Genomic DNA, 22084 nt, shown 5'->3' on the forward strand with positions numbered 1-22084 from the left:
ATGACGAAATGGGCTGAGTTGCAGCGGCTGCACGACCTGAACAAGGGTCGGCATATCCTTGATCTCTTTGACGAAAGCCGCGCGGCGGAGTTCTCGGTCCAGGCGGACGGGATGCTGTTCGACTATGCCAAGACCAACATCGACGCGGCGACGCGCGATGCGCTGGTGCGGCTGGCCGAAGTCTCGGGCGTGGCGGAAAAGCGCGCGGCGATGTTCGGCGGCCAGAAGATCAACGACACCGAGGGGCGCGCGGTCCTGCATGTTGCGCTGCGCGCCGGGGATGGCGCGGTGATCCCGGTCGATGGCCAGGACGTGCTGCCCGAGGTGCGCCGCATCCGCGCGACCTGCGCCGCCTTTGCCCGCGACGTTCGCGACGGTGTCTTTACCGGGCAGGGCGGCCGGATCACCGATGTCGTCAATATCGGGATCGGCGGGTCGGATCTTGGCCCGGCAATGGCCTATCTGGCGCTGGCGCCCTATGCCGACGGGCCGCGCTGTCATTTCGTCTCGAACGTGGACGGGGCGCATATCGCCGACACGCTGAAGGGGCTGAACCCGGAAACGACGCTGGTGATCGTCGCCTCCAAGACCTTTACCACCATCGAAACCATGACCAACGCCGACACCGCGCGGCGCTGGATGGCGGAAAAGGTGGCGAACCCCGCGGCGCAGTTCGCGGCCGTGTCCACCGCCGGTGACAAGACCGCCGCATATGGCATTGATCCTGCACGGGTTTTCGGATTCGAGGATTGGGTCGGCGGTCGCTATTCGATGTGGGGGCCAATCGGCCTTGCGCTGATGATCGCCGTGGGGCCCGAGCGGTTTGACGAATTCCTGGCCGGTGGCCGGGCGATGGATGCGCATTTCCTCGGCACGCCCTTTGCCCGCAACATGCCGGTGCTGCTCGCGCTGGTCGGCATCTGGCACAACCAGTTGTGCGGCTATGCGACGCGGGCGGTTTTGCCGTATGATCAACGGCTTGCGCGGCTTCCTGCATATTTGCAGCAGCTGGAGATGGAAAGCAACGGCAAGCGCGTGGCGGTGGACGGGTCGGACCTGGAAACCCACTCTGGCCCCGTGGTCTGGGGAGAGCCGGGGACCAACGGCCAGCACGCCTTTTACCAGCTGATCCATCAGGGCACGCGGGTGGTGCCATGCGAATTCCTGGTTGCCCGGCGCGGGCATGAGCCTGATCTGGCGCATCAGCATCTTTTGCTGGTGTCGAACTGCCTGGCCCAGGCCGAGGCGCTGCTGCGCGGGCGGTCCCTGGACGAGGCGCGGTCGATCATGTCGAAGAAGGGGGCCACCGGGGCCGAGTTGGAGCGTCAGGCGCGGCATCGGGTGTTCCCGGGCAACCGGCCCTCCACCGTGCTGGCCTATGACCAACTGACCCCCTTCGTGCTGGGCCAGATCATCGCGCTTTATGAGCATCGGGTGTTCGTGGAGGGCGTGATCCTGGGCGTGAACTCCTACGATCAGTGGGGGGTGGAGTTGGGCAAGGAACTGGCGCTGGCCCTGCAGCCGGTGCTGGAAGGTACGGCGGGGGTCGAGGGCAAGGACGGCTCTACCGCCGCTTTGGTCGGGTTCCTGCGGGGCTAGGTCAGGGCCTGCGCTTCCTTGGCCAGGATGTGGGCCAGGGGGGCCAGGGGATCGGCTGGATGGCTGGCGCGCAGGTTGCGGGCAAGGTCGCAGGCGCGGTTGGTTAGTCTTACGTCCGAATAGGCGGCGCTGATCCGGTCGGCAAGGTCGGGGTCGCCGCGCATGGCGTGGGTCAGGATGCCCGCGTCTGCGGCCTTGCGGGCGTTGAAAAGCTGCTCCAGGTGCTGCGGCACACCGAACTGCGCCACCCCGGCCAGCGCGGCAAGGCAGGTCGTGCCGTGCGGGGCGGCATGGACGATCAGGCGGGCATATTGCGCAATCTCGTCGGCGCTGGCGGGGCGGTCCAGAACCTCCATCCCCGAGGCGGCAAGGCGGTCACGGACCTCGGGCGCGGCGCTGGGGATGTAGCCCCGGCGTGGCTGGGGCAGGGCGGCCAAGGCTGCGACAAGGGCGGGGTCGGTCAGCTCGGCCGTGGAGAAGTAGACGAAGATGCCGTCGTCGCTGGCCAGATCGCGTGAGGCCGGGACCAGCGGCGGAATGCGGTCGTGGGCGGGGCGGGCGTAGGGGTCAAGGAAGCCGAAGGTGGTGGCCAGCGGCCGGTCCACGTCATAAAGCGCGGTCAGGCGGGGCAGGGGCGACAGGTCGGGGTCTTGGTTCAGCGTGGCGCAGGTCGCATCCTCGGCATGGGTCACGCGGCTGAAGTCGGGCAGATGCACCGGAAAACGGTCCAGGCCCGCAGGGGGCGAGGTATATCCGGTGCCAAGGGTGACGATACGGATCGCCCAGCCCTCATCTCGCAAGGCGAGGGCGGCGCGGACGGCAAGCGGGGCGAAATCGGCGATCAGAAGCGAGACGTCGTGTTCGACGATCAGGCTGCGCCAGAAGGCAAGGCCGCGGGCGACCTTGTGCGGGTCGGCCAGCCCGATCTGGGCCAGCACATCGCCCCAGGTCGCGCCGCCGAGAAGGCCAAGCGGGTGGACCATGTCCCGGGGTCGCGCAAGGAGCGGGGCCTTGACGATCGGATCGGCGAGACCCGCCAACTCATCGGCATAGATCAGGCGGCCCAGGGCGGCGAGGCACGGCATGCCCGGTGGCAGCGCGCGGGCGGCGGCGGCCAGCGTTGTGACATGACCACGCCCGCCGCCCGCCTCGTTCGCCAGAAGCGCCTGCATCAGCCGGTGGCGCCGCCGTCGTCGTCATCATCGTCGTCGTCATCGCCAATCGATGCCATGCCGTCGCCGCCTTCGCCCGGTGTGACATCGGTGGCCATGGCACCGTATTTCGCCTTGGCCCAGGCCAGCGCCTTGGCGCGGTTGAAAAGGATGGCGCGGGTCAGCCCGTCCTCGCCGATCTGGTGGACGAAGGTCTGGCCGTCATGCCGGACGACCAGGACCGGGACATAGGTGCCGTCGATCAGCTGGTTCGTGCGCTTTACCGTCAGCGCCGAGGCGCCGTAGGCGGTGGAGAGGACCAGCACGCCGACAAGAAAGCTGCGGGTCAGGAGGGACGGGGGAGGGGACATCTGCAAGCCTCTGGAATGTTTGCAACCAGGGGCGTGTTGCCCCCTTCGTCGGTCCTAGCGCAGGGGGCCTTCGGGGCGCATACCCCATACGGGTGAGAGGTCGGGTTTCCCCGACCCCCAAAGGTGCTTCAGCCGCCTTACTTGAGGGCGGCGGTGACGATGACCTCGACCTTGTAGTCGGGGGTGGCCAGCTTCGCCTCGCCGGTGGCGCGGGCCGGGGTGTGGCCCTGCGGGACCCACTGGTCCCAGACCGAGTTCATCTCGGCGAAGGTGGCCATGTCGGCCAGCCAGATCTGCGCCGACAGGATGCGGGTCTTGTCGATGCCGGCGGCGGCAAGGATGCGGTCGACCTCGGCCAGGCACTGGCGGGTCTGCTCGGCCACGCCGGCACCGGGCTGGCCGACCTGACCGGCAACCCAGAGGATGCCGTTGAAGGCTACGGCCTCGGACATGCGGGGGCCGGTGCCGTAGCGGGTGATGTCGCTGTTCATGGGGATGCTCCGTTGTTGCTGCTTGCCGATTAGCCGGTCGCAGGGCCGAACGGAAGTCAGTTCACGCGGGCGCAGTCGAACTGGTCGCCCGTGGTGCCGGAGACCCAGGTCATGCCCGTGTCGGTGACCAACGCCAGACCGATGCGATAGCCGCCCTCGATGAACAGGGTGTAGTTGTCGGTGTCCTGATCGACGGCAAGGATGCGATAGGTCTCGGACCCGTTGTTGTAGGTGGTGTTGGTGAAGCTGAACACCGCCACGCCGCAATCCCAGCTGCCGACGAAGGGATAGGGTTCCACGGGCGGCGCGGGTTCGGTGCAGGCCGCAAGCGGCAGAAGCATCAGAAGGGCCGGGGCAATCCGCATGGTCGCGCCTTTCGCTGGGACGCCGCCTGCCTAGCAAGGCCCGAGGCGCGCGGCAAGCGGATGCGGACTTGCAATGCCCCCCGCATCGGCGCAAAGAGTTCCCGTTTCACTCCATGGGAGCAGGACCATGACCCATCGCATCGCCATCCTCGGGGCCTCGGGCTATACGGGGGCCGAGCTTGTCCGCCTGATCGCGACGCATCCGTCGATGCAGATCGTGGCGCTGTCGGCCGACCGCAAGGCGGGCATGTCGATGGCCGAGGTGTTCCCCTTCCTGCGGCATCTGGACCTGCCCCGGCTGGTGAAGATCGACGAGATCGATTTTTCGACCGTGGACCTGTGCTTTTGCGCGCTGCCGCATGCGACCACGCAAGAGGTGATCGCCAAGCTGCCGCGCAATCTGCGGATCGTGGACCTGAGCGCCGACTTCCGCCTGCGCGACCCGGCGGAATATGCCAAGTGGTATGGCCAGCCGCACACGGCGGTCGAGATCCAGAAGGAAGCGGTCTATGGCCTGACCGAGTTCTACCGCGACGAGATCAAGGCAGCGCGGCTGGTCGCCGGCACGGGCTGCAATGCGGCGACCGGGCAATTCGCGCTGCGGCCATTGATCGCGGCGGGGGTGATCGATCTGGACGATATCCTGATCGACCTGAAGGCTGGGGTCTCGGGCGCGGGGCGGTCGTTGAAGGAAAACCTGCTGCATGCCGAGCTGTCGGGCGGCACCCATGCCTATTCGGCCGGCGGCAAGCACCGGCATCTGGGCGAGTTCGACCAGGAGTTTTCCAAGGTCGCCGGGCGGCCGGTGCAGGTGCAGTTCACGCCGCATCTTCTGCCGATGAACCGGGGCATCCTGGCGACGGTCTATGTCAAGGGCGACGCGAAGATCGTGCATCAGACCCTTGAAAAGGCCTATGAAAACGAGCCCTTCCTGCGCGTCCTGCCATTCGGCTTGCTGCCGTCCACCCGCGACATTGCCGGGTCGAACTTCTGCCATCTGGGCGTGATCGGCGACCGGACCCCGGGCCGGGCGGTGGTGGTGGCGGTGCTGGACAACCTGACCAAGGGCAGCTCGGGCCAGGCGATCCAGAACGCGAACCTGATGCTGGGCCTGCCCGAGACCGAAGGGCTGATGCTGGCGCCGGTCTTTCCGTAAGGCCGGCTCGTCGTGCGTCTTCGACGTCTCCTCGCGGGGGCATCGGCGGGTGATGAAGTGATCTAGGAACGGGACTTGACGCGGGTCAAGGCATCCCCACCTTGGACATGGCATAGGCCGGGGAACGGCAAAGGATGCGGGCGATGGTCGAGAAGAAGGAATTCCGGGGCCTGAAAGGGCTGAAGAAGCAGCGGCGCATCCAGATCGTTGCGCTGGCCGCCGTGGCACTGATCGGCGCCACGGGGTTGGTCGGCTATGCGATGCGCGACGGGATCAACTTCTTCCGCTCGCCCAGCCAGGTCCTGTCGGAACCCCCGGAAACGGGCGAAACCTTCCGCATTGGCGGGCTGGTAGTCGAAGGCTCGATCATCCGGGGCGAGGGGACCGAGGTCGCTTTTGCTGTCACCGACACCAATGCGACGGTCCCGGTGCGCTATAACGGCATCCTGCCGGACCTGTTCGCCGAAGGGCAGGGGATGGTGGCGCTGGGACGGATGGAGGGCGAAACCTTCGTCGCCACCGAAGTGCTGGCCAAGCATGACGAGACCTATATGCCGAAGGAAGTGGTCGACGCGCTGAAAGAGCAGGGCGTCTACGTCGACCCCAACGCCCCGCCGGAAAGCTGACCGCGCGCTGTGCAGAGGCCGCGTTAACCGCGGTTTGCAAGGCTGTCCCCGGGTTGAACGGGGGTGCCGATGCCGGATGTTCGTCAGATTGCCGCAGAGATCGTGGGGCGCGAGGGTGGGTTTGTCGATGATCCGGACGATCCCGGTGGCGCGACCAATCACGGGGTGACGATCCACACGCTGCGGCGCCTTGGCATCGACGTGAACCGCGATACGCGGATCGATGTGGCGGACGTGAAGGCCCTGACCCGGAAACAGGCGGTCGAGATTTACCTGGAGCATTACTACACCCGCCCCGGCATCGCGGCCCTGCCCGAGGCGCTGCAGGCCAGCCTGTTCGACATGTATGTGAACGCCGGCGGTAACGCGGTGAAGATCCTGCAGCGGCTGCTGACCGACATGGGCTTTCCCTGCGACCCGGACGGGCAAATCGGGCCGCAGACGATCCGCGCGGCGCAGATGGCGCATGAGGCGGCACCGTCGCATCTGGTCGATGCCTATGGGATCGCGCGGCGGAACTACTACTACGCGATTGCCGACAAGCGCCCGGCCAGCCGCAAGTTCGCCCGCCGCAAGGATGGCGGAAAGGGCGGTTGGATCACCCGGGCCGAGGAATTCATCTCGCCGAAGTATCACCTGACCGAGGCGCAGCACCGGGCGCGGGTGGCGGCATGGGGGTGAAGGGATGGGGGGAGTGATCGGCAAGCTGATCGGGACCCCGGCGGCGGTCTCGGCCCTGGGCGAGGCGGCGCAGGGTGTGGCGGAGGTGTTCATTCCTTCGGCCACCAAGCGGATGGAACTGTCGGCCGAGGCGCAGATGGCGGCCTTGCGGCAGTTGGGCGAGGAGTATCAGCATCCGGCCTTAAGCTGGTTCGACCGGATGGTGAACGGGTTGAACCGCCTGCCGCGGCCTTGCCTCGCCTTCGGGACGCTGGGGCTTTTCACCTATGCGATGGTCGATCCCGAGGCCTTTGCCAAGCGGATGGTTGGGTTGAACGCGGTGCCCGAGCCGCTGTGGTGGTTGCTGGGCGCGATCGTCGCTTTCTACTTCGGGGCGCGCGAAACGCATTACTTTCGCAACCGGGCGGTGATCTCGCCCTTTACCGCGTCGGGGGCGGTGCCCGAGGAGAATGCGGCGCTGGACGAATGGCGGCGGGGCTGACCCCGCCGCCAAGCCTTGACCGTCGATCCCTGAACCCCGATCCTTGACCCGCCGATCCTTGACCTCTGAGCGGGCCTCTGGCATGGCCAAGGGGCTAAGAGGATGTGATCAAATGAACCTGTTCGCCGATATCCGTGAGCTTGTGGTGGCCGAATTGCAGGCCCTGATGGCCGAGGGCGCGCTGCCCCAGGGCCTGGACCTGGCCGGCGTGGCCGTAGAGCCGCCGCGCGATGCGGGACATGGCGACATGGCGACCAACGCGGCGATGGTGCTGGCGAAGCCGGCCGGGATGCAGCCGCGCGCGATTGCCGATGCGCTGGCGGCCCGGCTGATGGCCGATCCCCGGATCGCCGGGGCCGATGTGGCGGGGCCGGGGTTCCTGAACCTGCGGCTGGAGCCCGCCGCCTGGCAAGGGCTGGTGCGCGAAGTGCTGGTGCAGGGCACGCAATACGGCCGCTCGACCCTGGGGCAGGGGCGCCGGGTGAACGTGGAGTTCGTCAGCGCCAACCCGACCGGCCCGATGCATGTGGCCCATGCGCGCGGCGCGGTCGTCGGCGACGCGCTGGCGGCGCTGCTGGCCTTTGCGGGCTATCAGGTGACGCGCGAATACTACATCAACGACGGCGGCGGGCAGGTCGATGTGCTGGCCCGCAGCGCCTTTGAACGCTACCGCGAGGCGCATGGCCTGTCGCCCGAGATTGCCGAAGGGCTGTATCCGGGCGACTATCTGATCCCGGTGGGGACCGCGCTGAAGGACAAGTACGGCGCCAGCCTTCTGGACCAGCCGGAAAGCGTCTGGCTGGCCGATGTGCGGGTCTTTGCCACCGACATGATGATGGCGATGATCCGCGAGGATCTGGCGGCGCTTGGCGTCGAGATGGACGTCTATTCGTCGGAGAAGGCCCTGTACGGCACCGGCCAGATCGAGGCCGCGCTGGAACGGCTGCGGGCGCTGGACCTGATCTACTCGGGCACGCTGGAGCCGCCGAAGGGCAAGGCCCCCGAGGATTGGGAGCCGCGCGAGCAGACCCTGTTCCGCTCCACCGCCTTTGGTGATGATCAGGATCGGCCGGTGCAGAAATCCGATGGCGCGTGGACCTATTTCGCGCCCGATATCGCCTATCACTACAACAAGGTCGTGCGCGGCTTTGATGAGCTGATCAACATCTTCGGCGCGGACCATTCCGGCTATGTCAAACGGCTGAAGGCGGTGGTCAGCGCCCTGTCCGAGAACCGCGTCACGCTGGACATCAAGCTGATCCAGCTGGTCAAGCTTCTGAAAGGCGGCCAGATCGTCAAGATGTCGAAGCGGGCGGGGACATTCGTCACCCTGCGCGATCTGATCGACGAGGTCGGGCCGGACGTGGTGCGCTTTGTGATGCTGACGCGCAAGAACGATGTGGCGCTGGATTTCGACTTTGACAAGGTGACCGAACAGTCGAAGGACAACCCGGTTTTCTATGTGCAATACGCCAATGCGCGGGTGAATTCGATCCTGCGGAAAGCGCGCAGCGACGCAAGCCTTGATGTCAGTGATGCGGCCCTGTCGGCGGCACATCTGGTGCATCTGGGGCATGAGGCCGAGCTGGAGGTGATCCGCAAGCTGGGCGAATGGCCCCGGCTGGTCGAAATCGCCGCCAAGGGGCACGAGCCGCACCGCGTTGCCTTCTATCTGTACGAGCTGGCCTCGGACTTCCACGGGCTGTGGAACAAGGGCAATGACGACGACTCCTTGCGCTTCCTGCAAGAGGATGCGGCGGTTTCGACGGCAAAAATCGCCCTCGCACGCGCTGTGGGCGTTGTTATTTGCGCCGGTCTTGGTATCCTTGGCGTTACCCCGGTCGAGGAAATGCGCTGACGAATGGCGACCCGCCGGGTGTGAGGCGTGAATGCAGGGACGGACGAACCGTCCCGCAGGCAGGGGCAGCAGATGGCGGATGCGGATTTTGACGGGCTTCAGGGCTATGGCCGTACTGCCGGCCCGAAGGCGGCCCGGCTGGTGACCCTTGCCGGGGCCGTGGCCTCGGTGGCGCTGGTCGTGGGCATGGGGGTCTGGGGCTATCAGCTTGCGGTGCGGGATGTGCGCGGCGTGCCGGTGATCCAGGCGCTGGAGGGGCCGATGCGCATCGCGCCGGCTGACCCGGGGGGCGAGATTGCTGATCACCAGGGCCTGGCGGTGAACACCGTGGCTGCGGTCGGCGTGGCCGCACCGCCGCCGGAAAAGCTGATCCTTGCCCCGCGTCCGGTGGACCTGGCCGAAGAGGATACCGCGGGCCTGGCGGGCTTGTCGCCCTTGCCGCCCGAGCTTGCGGCTGCGACTGCTGTCGCCGCGCCAGCCTCGGCCGCCGACCTTGCCGTTGCCGCCGCCCCGCCGACCGAAAGCGCCAGCCCGACCGAGGTGGCGATCGACGCGGCCCTGGCTGAAGCTCTGGGCGAGATCCCGCCCGAGGCGTTGGAGCCGGTCGCCGCCCTGCCGGACGTGGTGCAGGACCCGGTGCCTGCGGGCGCGATGGCCGTCTCGCCCCGCCCGAAGGCGCGCCCCGGCAGCCGCGCCGCGCCTGAACCGCAACCCGCCGTGGCGTTGGAGGCCCCGAACGAGATCGACCCCGCGACGATCCCGGCCGGTACGCGGCTGGTCCAGTTCGGCGCCTTTGACACCGAGGATCAGGCGCGGGCGGAATGGGTGCGGCTGTCTGGCCAGTTCGGCGAGTTGATGGGGGGCAAGGGCATGGTGCTGCAACCGGCCGAAAGCGGCGGGCGCACCTTCTATCGCCTGCGCGCCCACGGGTTCGACGACGAGGCCGACGCGCGCCGCTTCTGCTCGGCCTTCGTTGCGCAAAGTGCCACCTGCATCCCGGTCCCGCAGCGATGAGCCTGGGTCGCGGCGCGACCATCTTCAGCTGCGCGGGTCCGGCGCTGTTGCCAGAGGAACGCGCCTTCTTCCGTGAGGCGGACCCGTTCGGCTTTATTCTGTTCGCGCGGAATATCGAGGCGCCGAAACAGGTTGCGCGCCTGACCGCATCCTTGCGCGACGCCGTCGGCCGCGACGCGCCGATCCTGGTGGATCAAGAGGGCGGCCGCGTCCAGCGCCTGCGCACGCCCCATTGGCGCGAGTGGGAGCCGCCCCTGGACACGGTGCTGGCTGACCCGGCGACCGCTGCCGAGCGGATGCGCCGCCGGATGGCAGTCATCGGGGCGGAACTGCGCGCGGTCGGGATCGACGCGAACTGCGCACCCCTGGCCGACGTGGCGCGGGACGGCACGCATCCTTTCCTTCGCAACCGCTGCTACGGGACCGATCCCGAAACCGTCGCCCTTGTCGCCCGCGCGGTGGCCGACGGGCTGCTGTCGGCGGGCGTCCTGCCAGTGCTGAAGCACCTTCCCGGACATGGCCTGTCGCATGTCGACTCGCACCTGGACCTACCGGTGGTGGATCTGGGGCTTGAGGCGCTGCGTGCCGTCGATTTCGCGCCGTTCCGGGCGTTGAACGACCTGCCGATGGCGATGACCGCGCATCTGGTGTTCCAGGCGCTGGACCCCGACCAGCCGGCGACGCAATCGCCCGTGATGATCCGCCTGATCCGCGAGGAGATCGGGTTTCAGGGCCTCTTGATGACCGACGACCTGAACATGCAGGCGCTGGCGGGAACGCTGGCCGACCGCACCGCGCGCAGCCTGGTTGCCGGCTGCGACATCGCGCTGCACTGCAAGGGCGACCTGGCCGAGATGCAGGAGGTCGCCGCCGCAGCGGGGCAGATGGGTCCGGCCGCCCTGGACCGCGCCCGCGCTGCGCTGGCCGCGCGACCTGCGGCGGGCCTCAGCCTGGCCCAGGCGCTGGAGGCTCTGGATGGCTGACCCTTGGGACCAGCCTGAACGCATCGCGCCCGAGGAACGGCTGGCGGCCGAGGCGCTGATCGTCGATGTGGACGGGTTCGAGGGGCCGCTGGACCTTCTTTTGACGCTGAGCCGCACGCAGAAGGTGGACCTGCGCAAGATCTCGGTCCTGCAACTGGCCGAGCAGTACCTGGGTTTCGTTGAACGCGCCCGGACCTTAAGGATCGAACTTGCGGCGGATTACCTGGTGATGGCGGCCTGGCTTGCGTTCCTGAAATCGCGCCTCCTGCTGCCGCCCGAACCCGGCGAGGCGGGACCAAGCGCCGAGGATCTGGCCGCGCACCTGGCCTTTCAGCTGGAACGCCTGCAGGCGATGCGCGATGCGGCGGCCCGGTTGATGGCGCGCGACCAGAAGGGCCGCGACTTCTTTGCCCGGGGCCTGCCCGAGGACATGACGCATCACCGCAAGGTGACCTGGACGGCCACGCTTCTGGACCTGATGCGCGCCTATGCCCAAATCCGCACCAAGGATGAATTCCGCCCCTTTGTCCTGGACCGCGAGCATGTCTACACCATGGAACAGGCGCTGGACCGGATGCGGGGCCTGATCGGCTATGCCGGCGATTGGGCCAGCCTGACCAGCTTTCTGCCCGAAGGCTGGGACGTGACGCCGATGGCCCGCCGCTCGGCACTCGCGGCGCATTTCGCGGCGGTGCTGGAGATGGCCAAGCGCGGCCAGGTCACCCTGCGTCAGGGCGAGACCTTCGCGCCCATCGAACTTCGCCGGAGGGACGCATGAGCGAGGAACAAAGCCTGTTCGACGCCCCCCCGATGGGCGAGCAGGAACGGATGGTCGAGGCGATCCTGTTTGCCAGCGCCGAGCCCGTCACCGTGGCTGAACTTGAGGCGCGGATGCCGCATGGCGCCGACCCGGCCGAGGCGCTGGTCTACCTGCGCAAGCGGTACGAGGGCAGGGGGGTGAACCTGGTCAAGGTCGGCGACGCCTGGGCCTTCCGCACCGCGCCCGACCTTGGCTTCCTGATGCAGCGCGAGACGGTCGAGACGCGGAAACTGTCGCGCGCCGCGATCGAGACCCTGGCCATCGTTGCCTATCACCAGCCGGTGACTCGCGCGGAAATCGAGGAAATCCGCGGGGTTGCGGTCAGCCGGGGCACCGTTGACCAACTGATGGAGTTGGAGTGGATTCGCTTGGGCCGCCGGCGGATGACGCCGGGCCGGCCAGTGACCTTTGTGGTCACGGAACAGTTCCTGGACCATTTCGGCCTGGAATCCGCCCGCGACTTGCCGGGCCTGAAAGAGTTGCGCGCAGCGGGGCTTCTGGACAGCCGCCCCTTGCCGGGGCAATCCGCCACCCCAGATGATGACGACGGCGTGCAGGCCGGACAAAGTGAGCTGTTCGAGGATTAGGAAAGACCGCAATGGACTGGAATCGGCTGATCAACATGGTGACGCGGATGTTCCTGCGCAAAGCGGTGAACAAGGGCATCGATTTCGCGGCGCGGCGCGGCAAGTCCCCGGCCACACTTACGCCCGAGGATCGCCAGCGCGCGCAATCCGCCAAGGAAATGGCCGACAAGGCCAAGAAAGCCGCGCGGATTGGCCGGCGTTTCATGAAGTAATTCAGGGGGTTGCGGCGATCTTCTCAGGCTACTGTCGCAAGATCAGCCGGTTGCCGGCAAATTCCATGCGGAACTGGTCCAGATATTCCATCCCCAGAAGCGAGCCCTTCATCTCGCCCTCGGTCACGAAGGCGCGGAAATCCCGGTTCTCGAAGGGCCCAAGTTGCACCAGCGGCAGCGTGACCCGCGCGGTGCGGACCACGCCATTGGCAGTAAAGGCCTCGCCCAGGAACATCAGGCTGTCGTGGGTGATCCCCAGCGCCTCGGCATCCTGACGGGCCAGAACCATGCCGCTGGCGCCGGTGTCGACCATGAAGGGGACCGGGGTGCCATTGATCGTCAGCGTCAGATAGTAATGCCCATCCGAGGCGCGCGGCACCTCGACCGTGCCGTCCTGCGCCACGGCCTGCACCGGCATCACATCATTGCGGATGTCGCCCCAAAGCCCGTAACCGGCCACGACGCCCACGAAGATCAGGCCCCAGGCCATCGCCATGCGCAGCGCCTGGCCCATACGCTGGCGAAACTCGACCAAGACCCAGCCGCCAAGCGCGACCAGGATGATCGCCAGATAGCCCACGCGGGCCAGGGTTTCACCGTCCATCCGAACCTCCGGTTTCGCAAGATATGGGGGCAGGGCGGCGGCTTGGAAAGGGTCGGATGTCCTCAAGGCAGGCGCGGGATGCCTTGCGCCGGGATGGTTGCGGCAGGTGGGCTGTCAAGCCGCTGATGTTTCGAACTTTTCCTGGGCCGACAGCCACATCGCCTCGGCCTTGTCCAGCGCCTGCATCACCTCGGCATATTTGGCGTTCCAGGTGGCAAGTTCACCCTTGCGGGTGTCTTCGTACAGCGCGGGGTCCGCCAGTTTGGCCGCCAGCTTGTCGCGCATGTCGTTCAGCTTGGCCAGCCGATCCTCGCACTTGCGGACCTCGGCTTTCAGCGCAAGGATTTCATCCCGGCTGGCTTTTCTTGGTTTTTCAACGGGCTTTGAGGCGACCTTCACCTCTTCATCGCCGGCCAGCAACTGCCGGCGATAGGCCTCCAGGTCGTCGGTATAGGGCGTCACTGCGCCGTCCTTCACCAGCCAAAGCCGGTCGGCCACCAGGCCCAGAAGGTGCATGTCGTGGCTGACCAGGATGACCGCACCGGGGTATTCGGTCAGCGCCTCGACCAAAGCCTCGCGGCTTTCGATGTCCAGGTGGTTGGTCGGTTCGTCCAGGATCAGAAGGTGCGGCGCGTCAATGGTGGCCAGCAGCAGCGACAGGCGCGCCTTCTGCCCGCCCGACAGCCGAGCGACGACCGTGTCGGCCTGGTCCGCCATCAGGCCAAAGCCCGCCAGCCGCGCACGCAGTTTCGGCTGCCCTTCGGCGGGGCGCAGGCGCTTGATGTGCTGCAACGGCGTCTCGTCCAGATGCAGTTCATCGACCTGATGCTGGGCGAAATAGCCGATCCGCAGCTTGGAGGACCGGGCAATCCGCCCCTCGGCCGCCTGAAGTTTGCCCGCCAACAGCTTGGAAAGCGTGGACTTTCCTTCACCGTTGCGGCCCAGAAGCGCGATCCGGTCGTCCTGGTCGATCCGCAGGTTCAGCCGCTTCAGCACCGGCGGGCCGCCATAGCCGACCGCCGCGCCGTCCAGGTTGATGATCGGCGGGGCCAGTTCTTCGGGGGCAGGGAAGGTAAATACCACCTTCTTCGCCTCTTCCGGAGCGGTGATCGGGGTCAGCTTTTCCAGCATCTTGACGCGGGACTGCGCCTGCACGGCCTTCGACGCCTTGGCCTTGAAACGGTCGACGAAGCTCTGCAGATGCGCGCGCCGCGCCTCGACCTTCTTCGCCTCGGCCTGCAACACGGCGCGGCGTTCGGACATCTGGCGGGCGAACTGGTCATAGCCGCCTTGCCAGTAGGTGAGCTTGCGGTTGTCCAGATGCAGGATGCCTTGCACGGCCCGGTTCAGAAGCCCGCGGTCGTGGCTGATGATCAGGACCGTATGCGGATACTTCTGCAGATAGCTTTCCAGCCAGAGCGCGCCTTCGAGATCCAGGTAGTTGGTCGGTTCATCGAGAAGCAGGTAGTCAGGCTGCGCAAACAGCACCCCCGCCAGCGCCACCCGCATCCGCCAGCCGCCCGAGAAGGCCGAGCAGGGCATCAGCTGCTGTTCAGCATCGAAGCCCAAGCCCTTGAGAATGCTGGCGGCTCGACCCTCGGCCGACCAGGCGTCGATGTCCGAAAGCCGCGCCTGGATCTCGGCGATGCGGTGGGCATCGGTGGCGGTCTCGGCCTCGGCCATCAGGGCCGCGCGCTCGGTATCCGCTTGCAGCACCGTCTCGAGAAGCGAGGTGTCGGACGACGGCACTTCCTGCGCAACACCGCCGATACGGGCGCGCTGGGGCAGGGTGATCGACCCGCCCTCCAGCGCCAGCTCGCCCCGGATCAGCCGGAACAGCGTGGTCTTGCCCGCCCCGTTACGACCGACGAGGCCCACCTTGTGGCCCGTGGGGATGGTCGCGGACGCGCCCTCGAACAGGGGGCGGCCTTCGACGTTATAGGTGATGTCCTCGATCTTCAGCATGGGGGCCAAGTGCCCGATCAGGCGTGAAACGTCAATGCCGGCCCACCTTTTCAAAGGCGTGCGCCCGTGATAGCAGCCCGCCATCCGAAAAGGGCCACGCCGGCCCCAAACCCGATGGAGAGCCACATGGCCGTTGAACGTACCCTGTCGATCATCAAGCCCGATGCCACCAAGCGCAACCTGACCGGCAAGATCGTTGCCAAGTTCGAGGATGCCGGCCTGCGCGTCGTCGCATCCAAGCGCATCCACCTGACGCCCGCCCAGGCCGGCGCATTCTACGCCGAGCATGCCGAGCGCGGCTTCTACGGCGAGCTGTGCGCGTTCATGGCGTCCGAGCCGGTCGTCGTGCAGGTCCTGGAAGGCGAAGGCGCGATTGCCAAGAACCGCGAAGTAATGGGCGCGACCGATCCGGCCGCCGCTGCCGACGGCACGATCCGCAAGGAATTCGCGCTGTCCAAGGGCGAGAACTCGGTCCACGGGTCGGACAGCGAGGCTTCGGCCGCGCGCGAGATCGCGTTCTTCTTCTCGGGCCTTGAACTGGTCGGCTGATTTCGTCTGAAGTTTGCGATGCGGCCCGGTCGGTTGACCGGGCCGTTTTCGTTTCGGGGTGGGGTGTCCGTCGCCGTGCCCGGATATCGCGTAATCAGTATTATGTAATGTAATGCATGCTGGAAAGGCCTTAAGCGCCGGGATATGAGGCCGCAAGCCATTGGAGCCTGCCCCATGTTCGACCGTTCGATCAAGATCGCCCCGTCCATCCTTGCCGCCGATTTCGCGAACTTTGGCGCCGAGTGCCGCGCGATCGAGGCGCAAGGCGCGGATTGGGTGCATGTCGATGTGATGGACGGCCACTTCGTCCCGAACCTGACTTTCGGCCCGGCGATGTGCGCGGCGATCCGGCCGCATATCAAGGGCGTGATGGACGTGCATCTGATGATCGCGCCGGTGGATCAGTATCTTGAGGCCTATGCCAAGGCCGGTGCCGACGTGCTGACCGCCCATGTCGAGGCCGGCCCGCACATTCACCGCACGCTGCAAGCCATTCGCGGGCTTGGGAAAAAGGCCGGTCTTGCGATTAACCCCGGCACGCCCGTCGAGGCAGTCAGCGAATTGCTGGACATGGTTGACCTGATCTGCGTGATGACGGTGAACCCGGGCTTTGGCGGCCAAAGCTTCATCGAAAGCCAGGTCGCCAAGGTGACGCGTCTGCGCCAGATGATCGGCGACCGGCCGGTGCATATCGAGATCGACGGCGGCATCACGGCGGTAACGGCGCCTTTGGTGGCCAAGGCCGGCGCGGATGTGCTGGTGGCAGGCTCGGCCGTGTTCAAGGGCGGATCGGTGGACAATCCTGCGCCCTATGGCGCGAATATCCGGGCAATCCGTGCGGCGGCCGAGGCTGCGATTGCGTGACGCGCTGAACCTGGTTTTCGACCTGGACGGCACGCTGATCCACAGCGCGCCGCAGATCCACGACGCGGCCAATAAAGTGTTCTTAGCCAAAGGCTTGCCCGGCTTTCCTTATGAAACCGTGCGCGGTTTCATCGGCAACGGCGTCGGCGTGCTGGTCCGCCGCCTGCTGGCCCATCAAGGGCTGCCACCGGAGGGCCCACTCCACGCCGAACTGGTCGCGGGTTTCATCAGCATCTATGAGGAAGCCTTTGATCTGACAACGCTTTATCCCGGCGTGACCGACGCGTTGGTGGCGCTGTCCGCGGCGGGCCATCGCCTGGCGATCTGCACCAACAAACCCCAAGGACCGACCCACGCAGTGCTGCGCCACTTCGGGCTGGACCGTTTCTTTCCCATTGTCATCGGCGGCGACAGCCTGCCGCAGCGCAAGCCCGACCCCGCGCCCCTGCGCGCGGCGCTGTCGGGGCTTCAACCGGCGCCGGCCCTCTTCATCGGTGACAGCGAGGTTGACGCCCAGACCGCGCAAGCCGCTGGCGTTCCCCTGGCGCTGTTCACCCAAGGCTACCGCACCGCCGCGCCGGAAAGCCTGGGCGCAAAGCTGGTGTTCGACGATTTCGCCGCCCTGCCCCGCCTGATCGGCCATCTGGCTGCCCGATTTCGCGTCCAGGATGCCCCGATTGCATGACAAGTCCCGTCATGCGGGCGTTTTGGCGCCCTTCGCATGCCGCAAACTCTCGACAAGCCAAGGAAACCTGCCGTATCTCACGTCCAAGTCCTGAATGCCCCAAGGTCAGGCAAAGCTGACCGGGCCCCCCGCCAACAGGGATAGAACGATGAGTGAGACCATTCTTGCCTTGCTGAACCGGATTGCCGCCGCCTCCAGCATCGACGAGGCCTGGGAGCGGGCGACCGGACATTTCGCCAGCCTGGGCTTCAAGCGCGTGAACTACGGTTTCACCCGGTTCAAGCACCTGAAAACCATCGGCGACCCGGATGATGCGCTGTTCCTGTCGACCTGCGATGCGGATTACGTCAAGCGCTACTTCCAGGGCGGGTTCTATGCCAAGACGCCGGTCTTTCGCTGGGCGGAACGCAGCTCGGGCATTTGCAGCTGGACCTGGGTGAAAGAGGCGTTCGAGGCCGGGCGGTTGTCGGCGGAAGAGGCCGAGGCGGTGCGTCAGAATGCGGCCATGGGCGTGGTGGCGGGGATCTCGGTCAGCTTCCCCGAGGTTTCGTCCCGCTCGAAGGGCGCGCTGGGGCTGATCGCGGACCCCGGCCTGACGGCCGAGGCGGTGGATGCGATCCTGGCGCAGCGCAAGGAAGAGATCCTGGCCGTGGCGAACATGATGCACCTCACGATCGTCCACTTGCCGCAACTGTCGCGCCACCGCGCGCTGTCCCCGCGTCAGCGCGAGGCGCTGGAATGGGTGGCCGACGGCAAGACCACGCAGGATGTGGCGCTGTTGATGGGAGTCAGTCCCGCGATGGTGGAAAAGCACCTGCGCCTTGCGCGCGAGGCGTTGGCGGTCGAGACCACGGCCCAGGCCGTCGCAAAGGGGGCGCTTTTGAACATGATCTTCCAGCGCCAGCCCGAGGTCGCCCAGGCCGCGCGCTGAAGGTAGGGTTTTCCCTACTCGCCTGACGTTGCGTCACCTGCCACAAAGCCCGCTACCGGAGCGGTGCAGACTGGGCCGCCACCGGATCGTTGGTCGACCGTAAGGTCCTTAGTCCCCTTGGCCGCAATTACGGCGGCCGGCTTCGGTTCTGTCCGCCTCGTCCTATCCCCAGGGGCCCGGGCAGGGCTTTGCGGCGCGGTCCTTCCCCGGGACCGCGCCGTTTTCATTTGCTACCTGTCGGAACAGGAAAAGGGCCGGCACCTTGCGGCACCGGCCCCCCTGCCCCGATCTTGGGGAAATCAGCCCTGCAGCGCCTTGGCCACTTCCGCGGCAAAGTCTTCCTGCTTCTTCTCGATGCCTTCGCCCACGGCAACGCGCGCGTAGCCGGTGATCTCGACGCCCGCTTCCTTGGCCGCGGCTTCCACGGTCAGGTCGGGGTTGATCACGAAGGCCTGGCCCATCAGCGTGTTCTCGGCCAGGAACTTCTTCATCCGGCCCGGGATGATGTTGTTGTGGATCACCTGCTCGGGCTTCGGCTTGGCGGACGAGGCGTTCTCTTCCAGGGCCTTGGCGGTCTGTACGGCAAGCTCACGCTCGACCAGCACGGGGTCCAGGGTGGCTTCCGACAGCGACAGCGGGTTCGTCGCGGCGATGTGCATCGCGAACTGCTTGCCGATCTCTTCGGCCTTGGCCTTGTCGCCCTTCAGGGCAACGAGGACGCCGATCTTGCCCATGCCGGCAGTCGCCGCGTTGTGGACGTAGGAGACGACGGTGTCGCCTTCCAGCACATGCAGGCGGCGGAAGGTCATGTTCTCGCCGATGCGGGCGATGGCTTCCTGGATCACGGTCTCGACGGTCTTGCCGTTCAGATGCGCGGCCTTCACGACTTCGACCGAGTCGCCGGTGGTCAGGGCGACATTCGCCACATCACGGACCAGCGCCTGGAAGTCTTCGTTCTTGGCGACAAAGTCGGTTTCCGAGTTGATCTCGACCGCGACGCCCTTGCCGTTGGACACGGCGACGCCAACCAGCCCTTCGGCGGCGACGCGGTCAGCCTTCTTGGCGGCTTTGGCCAGGCCCTTGGTGCGCAGCCAGTCGACTGCGGCTTCCATGTCGCCGTTAACTTCGGTGAGCGCCTTCTTGGCGTCCATCATGCCTGCGCCGGTCGACTCGCGCAGTTCCTTCACCATCTGTGCGGTGATCGTCATGCCTTGCACTCCTTGGAATAGATGGCCCGGCGGGATAGACCCGCCGGGTGAAAGTCTGGTGACAACCGGGGCTCAGGCCTCGGCTTCGGCGACCGCTTCTTCCTCGGGGGCTGCTTCCAGCGCGCCCAGGTCGACGCCCGCCGCGCCCATCTGGGCCGACATGCCATCCAGCGCCGCGCGGCTGATCAGGTCGCAGTACAGCTGGATCGCGCGGGCCGCGTCGTCGTTGCCCGGGATCACATGGGTCACGCCCTTGGGCGAGCAGTTGGTGTCGACGATACCGACGACCGGGATACCCAGCTTCTGCGCCTCAAGGATGGCGAGGTCTTCCTTGCCAACGTCGATGATGAAGATCAGGTCCGGGGTGCCGCCCATTTCGCGGATCCCGCCAAGGCTGGCCTGCAGCTTGGCCTGGTCACGCTCCATGCCCAGACGCTCTTTCTTGGTCAGGCCTTCGCCGCCCGCGCCCAGAACTTCGTCCAGCTGCTTCAGGCGCTGGATCGACTGGGAAACGGTTTTCCAGTTGGTCAGCGTGCCGCCCAGCCAGCGGTGGTTCATGTAGAACTGCGCGCAACGCTCGGCCGCTTCGGCGATCGGCTTCTGGGCCTGGCGCTTGGTGCCGACGAACAGAATGCGGCCGCCCTTGGCGACGGTGTCGCGCACGACCTTCAGCGCCTGGTCCAACAGCGGAACAGTCTGGGTCAGGTCGATGATATGGATGCCGTTGCGGTCACCATAGATGTATTCGCCCATGCGGGGATTCCAGCGGGCGGTCTGGTGGCCGTAGTGAACGCCAGCTTCCAAGAGCTGACGCATGGAGAACTCGGGAAGAGCCATACTATATCCTTTTCCGGTTTGATCCTCGGTGCGGCCGTCTTCACCCCTTGCGGGGCAACCGGTGGACCGCACGGGATTTCTCCCCGCATCGGCCCCGACCACACCTGTGAAGTGGCGGGCGTATAGACGGCCACGGGCCGGGGTGCAAGCCCTTCCGGGTTCCGCCCTTGCACCGCTGGCGGGTTTCGGCGATGGAAGGGCATGACACCGGATATCCTTTGCATCGGCTCGGTCCTGTGGGACATCATCGGCCGCTCGCCCACCGCGATGCGCCTTGGCTCGGACGTGCCGGGGCGGATCACCCGGCTGCCGGGTGGCGTGGCGATGAACATCGCCATGACGCTGCGCCGCTTCGGAATGACGCCCGCGCTGCTGACCGCCATCGGCCGCGATGCCGAGGGGGCGGAGCTGGTCGCCGCCTGCGAACGGCTGGGGCTGGTGACGGCGCATGTCTACCGCTCGGACGATCTGCCGACCGACCGCTACATGGCGATCGAAGGCGCGAACGGTCTGATCGCCGCCATCGCCGACGCCCATTCGCTGGAAGCCGCCGGCGACAAGGTCCTGCGCCCGCTGGAGGATGGCCGCCTTGGTCGCCCCGACGCGCCCTGGACCGGCCCCATCGCGCTGGACGGCAACCTGACCGAGGCGCTTCTGGCCGACATCGCCGCCTCGCCCCTGTTTGCGGCGGCCGACCTGCGGGTCGCCCCGGCCTCGCCCGGCAAGGCGGGGCGGCTTTTGCCGCTGCTCACCCATCCGTCGGCCACGCTTTATGTGAACCTGGAAGAGGCGAACATCCTGGCCCGGTCCGATGCCGCCACCGCGCCCGAGGCCGCACAGGCCCTGCTGCAACGCGGGGCGGGCCGGGTCCTGGTGACCAACGGCGGAGAGCTTGCCGCCGAAGGCCGCCGCGACGAAGGCGTCATCATGGGCCAGCCGCCCCAGGTCCTGGTGACCCGTGTCACCGGCGCGGGCGACACGTTCATGGCGGCGCATCTGGTCGCCGAACGCCGCGGCGCCGACCGGCAATCCGCCCTGGACGAGGCGCTGCGCGCCGCCGCCACCTATGTATCCGGAGATATCGGCGCATGACCCTGCCCCCCACCCTGCCCCTGATCCTGTCGCCCGAAGTGGCCGAGGCCCATGCCAAGGGCGCGCCCATCGTTGCGCTGGAAAGCACGATCATCACCCACGGCATGCCATTCCCGCAGAATGTGGAAACAGCGCGCCGGGTGGAGGCCGAGGTTCGCGCCCATGGTGCCACGCCCGCCACCATCGCGATCATGGACCGGCAGATCCACATCGGCCTGACCGATCCGCAGCTTGAAGCCCTGGGTCAGGCAAAGGCCGTGGCCAAGCTTTCGCGTGCCGACCTGGCGGCCTGCCTGGCGACTGGCGGAACCGGGGCCACCACGGTTGCCGCCACCATGATCTGCGCGCGGCTTGCCGGGATCGGCGTCTTTGCCACCGGCGGGATCGGCGGGGTGCATCGCGGGGCCGAGACCAGCTTTGACATCTCGGCCGACCTGCGCGAACTGGCGGAAACCCCCGTCACCGTGGTCGCCGCGGGGGCCAAGGCGATCCTCGATCTGCCAAAGACGCTGGAATATCTGGAAACCCTGGGCGTCCCCGTCATCGCCTATGGCCAGGATGATTTCCCGGCCTTCTGGTCGCGCTCCTCGGGGTTGAAGGCGCCCTTGCGGATGGACGACGCCGCCAGCATCGCCGCCGCGCAACGGATGCGCACCCGCCTTGGCCTGCCCGGCGGCCAACTCGTCGCCAACCCGATCCCGGCCAGCGCCGAGATCCCCCGCGCCGAAATCATGCCCCAGATCGAGGCCGCCCTGGCCGAGGCCGAGGCGCAGGGTATCGCCGCAAAGGCGGTGACGCCCTTCCTGTTGCAACGCATCTTCGAACTGACCCAGGGCCGCTCGCTGGAGGCAAATATTGCGCTGGTGCTGAACAATGCCCGCCTTGGTGCCGCCATCGCCCGGGAACTGGCGGCGCAGACCTGATTTTCCCCCGGCCGCCATTGCGCAGGGCCGG

At 66.9% G+C, this 22084-nt stretch carries 25 protein-coding genes; 17 read left to right on the forward strand and 8 right to left on the reverse strand.

Going from position 1 to position 22084, the window contains the following annotated elements; genetic code table 11:
• Positions 1-1599 (forward strand): glucose-6-phosphate isomerase, encoded by a 1599-nt coding sequence (gene pgi / locus CXR42_RS03405; RefSeq protein WP_103256089.1) that lies wholly within the window; start codon positions 1-3, stop codon positions 1597-1599.
• On the opposite strand, the gene CXR42_RS03410 is transcribed toward pgi, so the two are convergent.
• From CXR42_RS03410 to CXR42_RS03425, 4 genes are all read right to left on the reverse strand, one after another.
• A complete protein-coding gene (locus CXR42_RS03410; protein ID WP_103256090.1) occupies positions 1596-2771 on the reverse strand; it encodes a hypothetical protein in 1176 nt (391 codons plus the stop codon). The two genes, pgi and CXR42_RS03410, sit on opposite strands and share 4 nt — an antisense overlap.
• Positions 2771-3121 carry a hypothetical protein gene (locus tag CXR42_RS03415; RefSeq protein ID WP_103256091.1) on the reverse strand — a complete coding sequence of 117 codons (351 nt, stop codon included), beginning with the start codon at positions 3119-3121 and terminating at the stop codon, positions 2771-2773. Before CXR42_RS03415 ends, CXR42_RS03410 begins: the two co-directional genes overlap by 1 nt.
• Before the next feature lie 137 nt (positions 3122-3258).
• Positions 3259-3612, reverse strand: a complete 354-nt coding sequence (locus tag CXR42_RS03420; protein WP_103256092.1) for a RidA family protein — start codon at positions 3610-3612, stop codon at positions 3259-3261.
• Positions 3613-3668: 56 nt separating this feature from the next.
• Positions 3669-3977 carry a hypothetical protein gene (locus tag CXR42_RS03425; RefSeq protein ID WP_103256093.1) on the reverse strand — a complete coding sequence of 103 codons (309 nt, stop codon included), beginning with the start codon at positions 3975-3977 and terminating at the stop codon, positions 3669-3671.
• Between the two features lie 127 nt (positions 3978-4104).
• Here CXR42_RS03425 and argC point away from each other — a divergent pair, with 127 nt between their 5' ends.
• The 10 genes from argC to CXR42_RS03475 all read left to right on the forward strand — a co-directional run bounded on the left by argC (position 4105) and on the right by CXR42_RS03475 (position 12395).
• On the forward strand, positions 4105-5133 hold the full coding sequence (gene argC / locus CXR42_RS03430) for an N-acetyl-gamma-glutamyl-phosphate reductase (RefSeq protein ID WP_103256094.1): 1029 nt from the start codon (positions 4105-4107) through the stop codon (positions 5131-5133).
• A 170-nt stretch (positions 5134-5303) separates the two neighbouring features.
• Entirely contained in the window at positions 5304-5759 is a 456-nt protein-coding gene (gene ccmE, locus CXR42_RS03435; protein ID WP_103257000.1) for a cytochrome c maturation protein CcmE, read from the forward strand.
• A 69-nt stretch (positions 5760-5828) separates the two neighbouring features.
• A complete protein-coding gene (locus CXR42_RS03440; protein ID WP_103256095.1) occupies positions 5829-6440 on the forward strand; it encodes a holin-associated N-acetylmuramidase in 612 nt (203 codons plus the stop codon).
• A gap of 4 nt (positions 6441-6444) precedes the next feature.
• Positions 6445-6921 carry a holin family protein gene (locus CXR42_RS03445; RefSeq protein WP_103256096.1) on the forward strand — a complete coding sequence of 159 codons (477 nt, stop codon included), beginning with the start codon at positions 6445-6447 and terminating at the stop codon, positions 6919-6921.
• A gap of 112 nt (positions 6922-7033) precedes the next feature.
• Positions 7034-8779: an arginine--tRNA ligase gene (argS, locus tag CXR42_RS03450; RefSeq protein WP_103256097.1), complete on the forward strand. Its 1746-nt coding sequence runs from the start codon at positions 7034-7036 to the stop codon at positions 8777-8779.
• 72 nt (positions 8780-8851) lie between these two features.
• Positions 8852-9793, forward strand: coding sequence for an SPOR domain-containing protein (locus CXR42_RS03455; protein WP_103256098.1), 942 nt, complete (start codon positions 8852-8854; stop codon positions 9791-9793).
• On the forward strand, positions 9790-10776 hold the full coding sequence (locus CXR42_RS03460) for a glycoside hydrolase family 3 N-terminal domain-containing protein (protein WP_103256099.1): 987 nt from the start codon (positions 9790-9792) through the stop codon (positions 10774-10776). The genes CXR42_RS03455 and CXR42_RS03460 overlap by 4 nt, the downstream gene beginning before the upstream one ends.
• Entirely contained in the window at positions 10769-11554 is a 786-nt protein-coding gene (locus CXR42_RS03465; protein WP_103256100.1) for a segregation and condensation protein A, read from the forward strand. Before CXR42_RS03460 ends, CXR42_RS03465 begins: the two co-directional genes overlap by 8 nt.
• Positions 11551-12183, forward strand: coding sequence for an SMC-Scp complex subunit ScpB (scpB, locus tag CXR42_RS03470; RefSeq protein WP_103256101.1), 633 nt, complete (start codon positions 11551-11553; stop codon positions 12181-12183). Before CXR42_RS03465 ends, scpB begins: the two co-directional genes overlap by 4 nt.
• An 11-nt stretch (positions 12184-12194) precedes the next feature.
• A complete protein-coding gene (locus tag CXR42_RS03475; RefSeq protein ID WP_103256102.1) occupies positions 12195-12395 on the forward strand; it encodes a hypothetical protein in 201 nt (66 codons plus the stop codon).
• A gap of 28 nt (positions 12396-12423) precedes the next feature.
• On the opposite strand, the gene CXR42_RS03480 is transcribed toward CXR42_RS03475, so the two are convergent.
• Together CXR42_RS03480 and CXR42_RS03485 are read right to left on the reverse strand one after the other, a co-directional pair.
• Positions 12424-12999, reverse strand: coding sequence for a retropepsin-like aspartic protease family protein (locus CXR42_RS03480; protein ID WP_103256103.1), 576 nt, complete (start codon positions 12997-12999; stop codon positions 12424-12426).
• 114 nt (positions 13000-13113) lie between these two features.
• Positions 13114-14964, reverse strand: coding sequence for an ABC-F family ATP-binding cassette domain-containing protein (locus tag CXR42_RS03485; RefSeq protein ID WP_103256104.1), 1851 nt, complete (start codon positions 14962-14964; stop codon positions 13114-13116).
• A 126-nt stretch (positions 14965-15090) separates the two neighbouring features.
• Between CXR42_RS03485 and ndk the strand changes: the two genes are divergently transcribed.
• The 4 genes from ndk to CXR42_RS03505 all read left to right on the forward strand — a co-directional run bounded on the left by ndk (position 15091) and on the right by CXR42_RS03505 (position 17993).
• Positions 15091-15513, forward strand: a complete 423-nt coding sequence (gene ndk / locus CXR42_RS03490) for a nucleoside-diphosphate kinase (protein WP_103257001.1) — start codon at positions 15091-15093, stop codon at positions 15511-15513.
• A gap of 174 nt (positions 15514-15687) precedes the next feature.
• Entirely contained in the window at positions 15688-16377 is a 690-nt protein-coding gene (rpe, locus tag CXR42_RS03495; RefSeq protein ID WP_103256105.1) for a ribulose-phosphate 3-epimerase, read from the forward strand.
• Complete coding sequence (gph, locus tag CXR42_RS03500; protein WP_245875326.1) at positions 16370-17062, forward strand: phosphoglycolate phosphatase; 693 nt, start codon at positions 16370-16372, stop codon at positions 17060-17062. The genes rpe and gph overlap by 8 nt, the downstream gene beginning before the upstream one ends.
• Before the next feature lie 148 nt (positions 17063-17210).
• Complete coding sequence (locus CXR42_RS03505; protein WP_180995955.1) at positions 17211-17993, forward strand: helix-turn-helix transcriptional regulator; 783 nt, start codon at positions 17211-17213, stop codon at positions 17991-17993.
• Positions 17994-18292: 299 nt separating this feature from the next.
• On the opposite strand, the gene tsf is transcribed toward CXR42_RS03505, so the two are convergent.
• Positions 18293-19201, reverse strand: a complete 909-nt coding sequence (tsf, locus tag CXR42_RS03510) for a translation elongation factor Ts (RefSeq protein WP_103256108.1) — start codon at positions 19199-19201, stop codon at positions 18293-18295.
• Positions 19202-19273: 72 nt separating this feature from the next.
• The gene (rpsB, locus tag CXR42_RS03515; RefSeq protein ID WP_103256109.1) at positions 19274-20038 is read right to left on the reverse strand and encodes a 30S ribosomal protein S2; all 765 of its coding nucleotides are present in this window, start codon (positions 20036-20038) and stop codon (positions 19274-19276) included.
• 201 nt (positions 20039-20239) lie between these two features.
• On the opposite strand from rpsB, the gene CXR42_RS03520 reads away from it, so the two are divergent.
• Together CXR42_RS03520 and CXR42_RS03525 are read left to right on the forward strand one after the other, a co-directional pair.
• Positions 20240-21130: a PfkB family carbohydrate kinase gene (locus CXR42_RS03520; RefSeq protein WP_103256110.1), complete on the forward strand. Its 891-nt coding sequence runs from the start codon at positions 20240-20242 to the stop codon at positions 21128-21130.
• Positions 21127-22053: a pseudouridine-5'-phosphate glycosidase gene (locus CXR42_RS03525; protein WP_180995956.1), complete on the forward strand. Its 927-nt coding sequence runs from the start codon at positions 21127-21129 to the stop codon at positions 22051-22053. Before CXR42_RS03520 ends, CXR42_RS03525 begins: the two co-directional genes overlap by 4 nt.
• Positions 22054-22084 lie beyond the last annotated feature (31 nt).

The sequence above is a fragment of the Tabrizicola aquatica genome (genome assembly GCF_002900975.1).
GTDB classification, from domain to species: domain Bacteria; phylum Pseudomonadota; class Alphaproteobacteria; order Rhodobacterales; family Rhodobacteraceae; genus Tabrizicola; species Tabrizicola aquatica.

What these genes read in the sequence shown, in the direction of transcription:
- CXR42_RS03525 (WP_180995956.1), top strand. Translation starts at nt 21,127, where the DNA reads ATGACCCTGCCCCCCACCCTGCCCCTGATCCTGTCGCCCGAAGTGGCC.
- rpsB (WP_103256109.1), bottom strand. Translation starts at nt 20,038, where the DNA reads ATGGCTCTTCCCGAGTTCTCCATGCGTCAGCTCTTGGAAGCTGGCGTT.
- CXR42_RS03440 (WP_103256095.1), top strand. Translation starts at nt 5,829, where the DNA reads ATGCCGGATGTTCGTCAGATTGCCGCAGAGATCGTGGGGCGCGAGGGT.
- pgi (WP_103256089.1), top strand. Translation starts at nt 1, where the DNA reads ATGACGAAATGGGCTGAGTTGCAGCGGCTGCACGACCTGAACAAGGGT.
- CXR42_RS03455 (WP_103256098.1), top strand. Translation starts at nt 8,852, where the DNA reads ATGGCGGATGCGGATTTTGACGGGCTTCAGGGCTATGGCCGTACTGCC.
- argC (WP_103256094.1), top strand. Translation starts at nt 4,105, where the DNA reads ATGACCCATCGCATCGCCATCCTCGGGGCCTCGGGCTATACGGGGGCC.
- rpe (WP_103256105.1), top strand. Translation starts at nt 15,688, where the DNA reads ATGTTCGACCGTTCGATCAAGATCGCCCCGTCCATCCTTGCCGCCGAT.
- CXR42_RS03420 (WP_103256092.1), bottom strand. Translation starts at nt 3,612, where the DNA reads ATGAACAGCGACATCACCCGCTACGGCACCGGCCCCCGCATGTCCGAG.
- tsf (WP_103256108.1), bottom strand. Translation starts at nt 19,201, where the DNA reads ATGACGATCACCGCACAGATGGTGAAGGAACTGCGCGAGTCGACCGGC.
- CXR42_RS03475 (WP_103256102.1), top strand. Translation starts at nt 12,195, where the DNA reads ATGGACTGGAATCGGCTGATCAACATGGTGACGCGGATGTTCCTGCGC.
- CXR42_RS03505 (WP_180995955.1), top strand. Translation starts at nt 17,211, where the DNA reads ATGAGTGAGACCATTCTTGCCTTGCTGAACCGGATTGCCGCCGCCTCC.
- argS (WP_103256097.1), top strand. Translation starts at nt 7,034, where the DNA reads ATGAACCTGTTCGCCGATATCCGTGAGCTTGTGGTGGCCGAATTGCAG.
- CXR42_RS03480 (WP_103256103.1), bottom strand. Translation starts at nt 12,999, where the DNA reads ATGGACGGTGAAACCCTGGCCCGCGTGGGCTATCTGGCGATCATCCTG.
- CXR42_RS03485 (WP_103256104.1), bottom strand. Translation starts at nt 14,964, where the DNA reads ATGCTGAAGATCGAGGACATCACCTATAACGTCGAAGGCCGCCCCCTG.
- CXR42_RS03465 (WP_103256100.1), top strand. Translation starts at nt 10,769, where the DNA reads ATGGCTGACCCTTGGGACCAGCCTGAACGCATCGCGCCCGAGGAACGG.
- ndk (WP_103257001.1), top strand. Translation starts at nt 15,091, where the DNA reads ATGGCCGTTGAACGTACCCTGTCGATCATCAAGCCCGATGCCACCAAG.
- CXR42_RS03460 (WP_103256099.1), top strand. Translation starts at nt 9,790, where the DNA reads ATGAGCCTGGGTCGCGGCGCGACCATCTTCAGCTGCGCGGGTCCGGCG.
- CXR42_RS03415 (WP_103256091.1), bottom strand. Translation starts at nt 3,121, where the DNA reads ATGTCCCCTCCCCCGTCCCTCCTGACCCGCAGCTTTCTTGTCGGCGTG.
- scpB (WP_103256101.1), top strand. Translation starts at nt 11,551, where the DNA reads ATGAGCGAGGAACAAAGCCTGTTCGACGCCCCCCCGATGGGCGAGCAG.
- CXR42_RS03425 (WP_103256093.1), bottom strand. Translation starts at nt 3,977, where the DNA reads ATGCGGATTGCCCCGGCCCTTCTGATGCTTCTGCCGCTTGCGGCCTGC.
- CXR42_RS03410 (WP_103256090.1), bottom strand. Translation starts at nt 2,771, where the DNA reads ATGCAGGCGCTTCTGGCGAACGAGGCGGGCGGCGGGCGTGGTCATGTC.
- CXR42_RS03520 (WP_103256110.1), top strand. Translation starts at nt 20,240, where the DNA reads ATGACACCGGATATCCTTTGCATCGGCTCGGTCCTGTGGGACATCATC.
- CXR42_RS03445 (WP_103256096.1), top strand. Translation starts at nt 6,445, where the DNA reads ATGGGGGGAGTGATCGGCAAGCTGATCGGGACCCCGGCGGCGGTCTCG.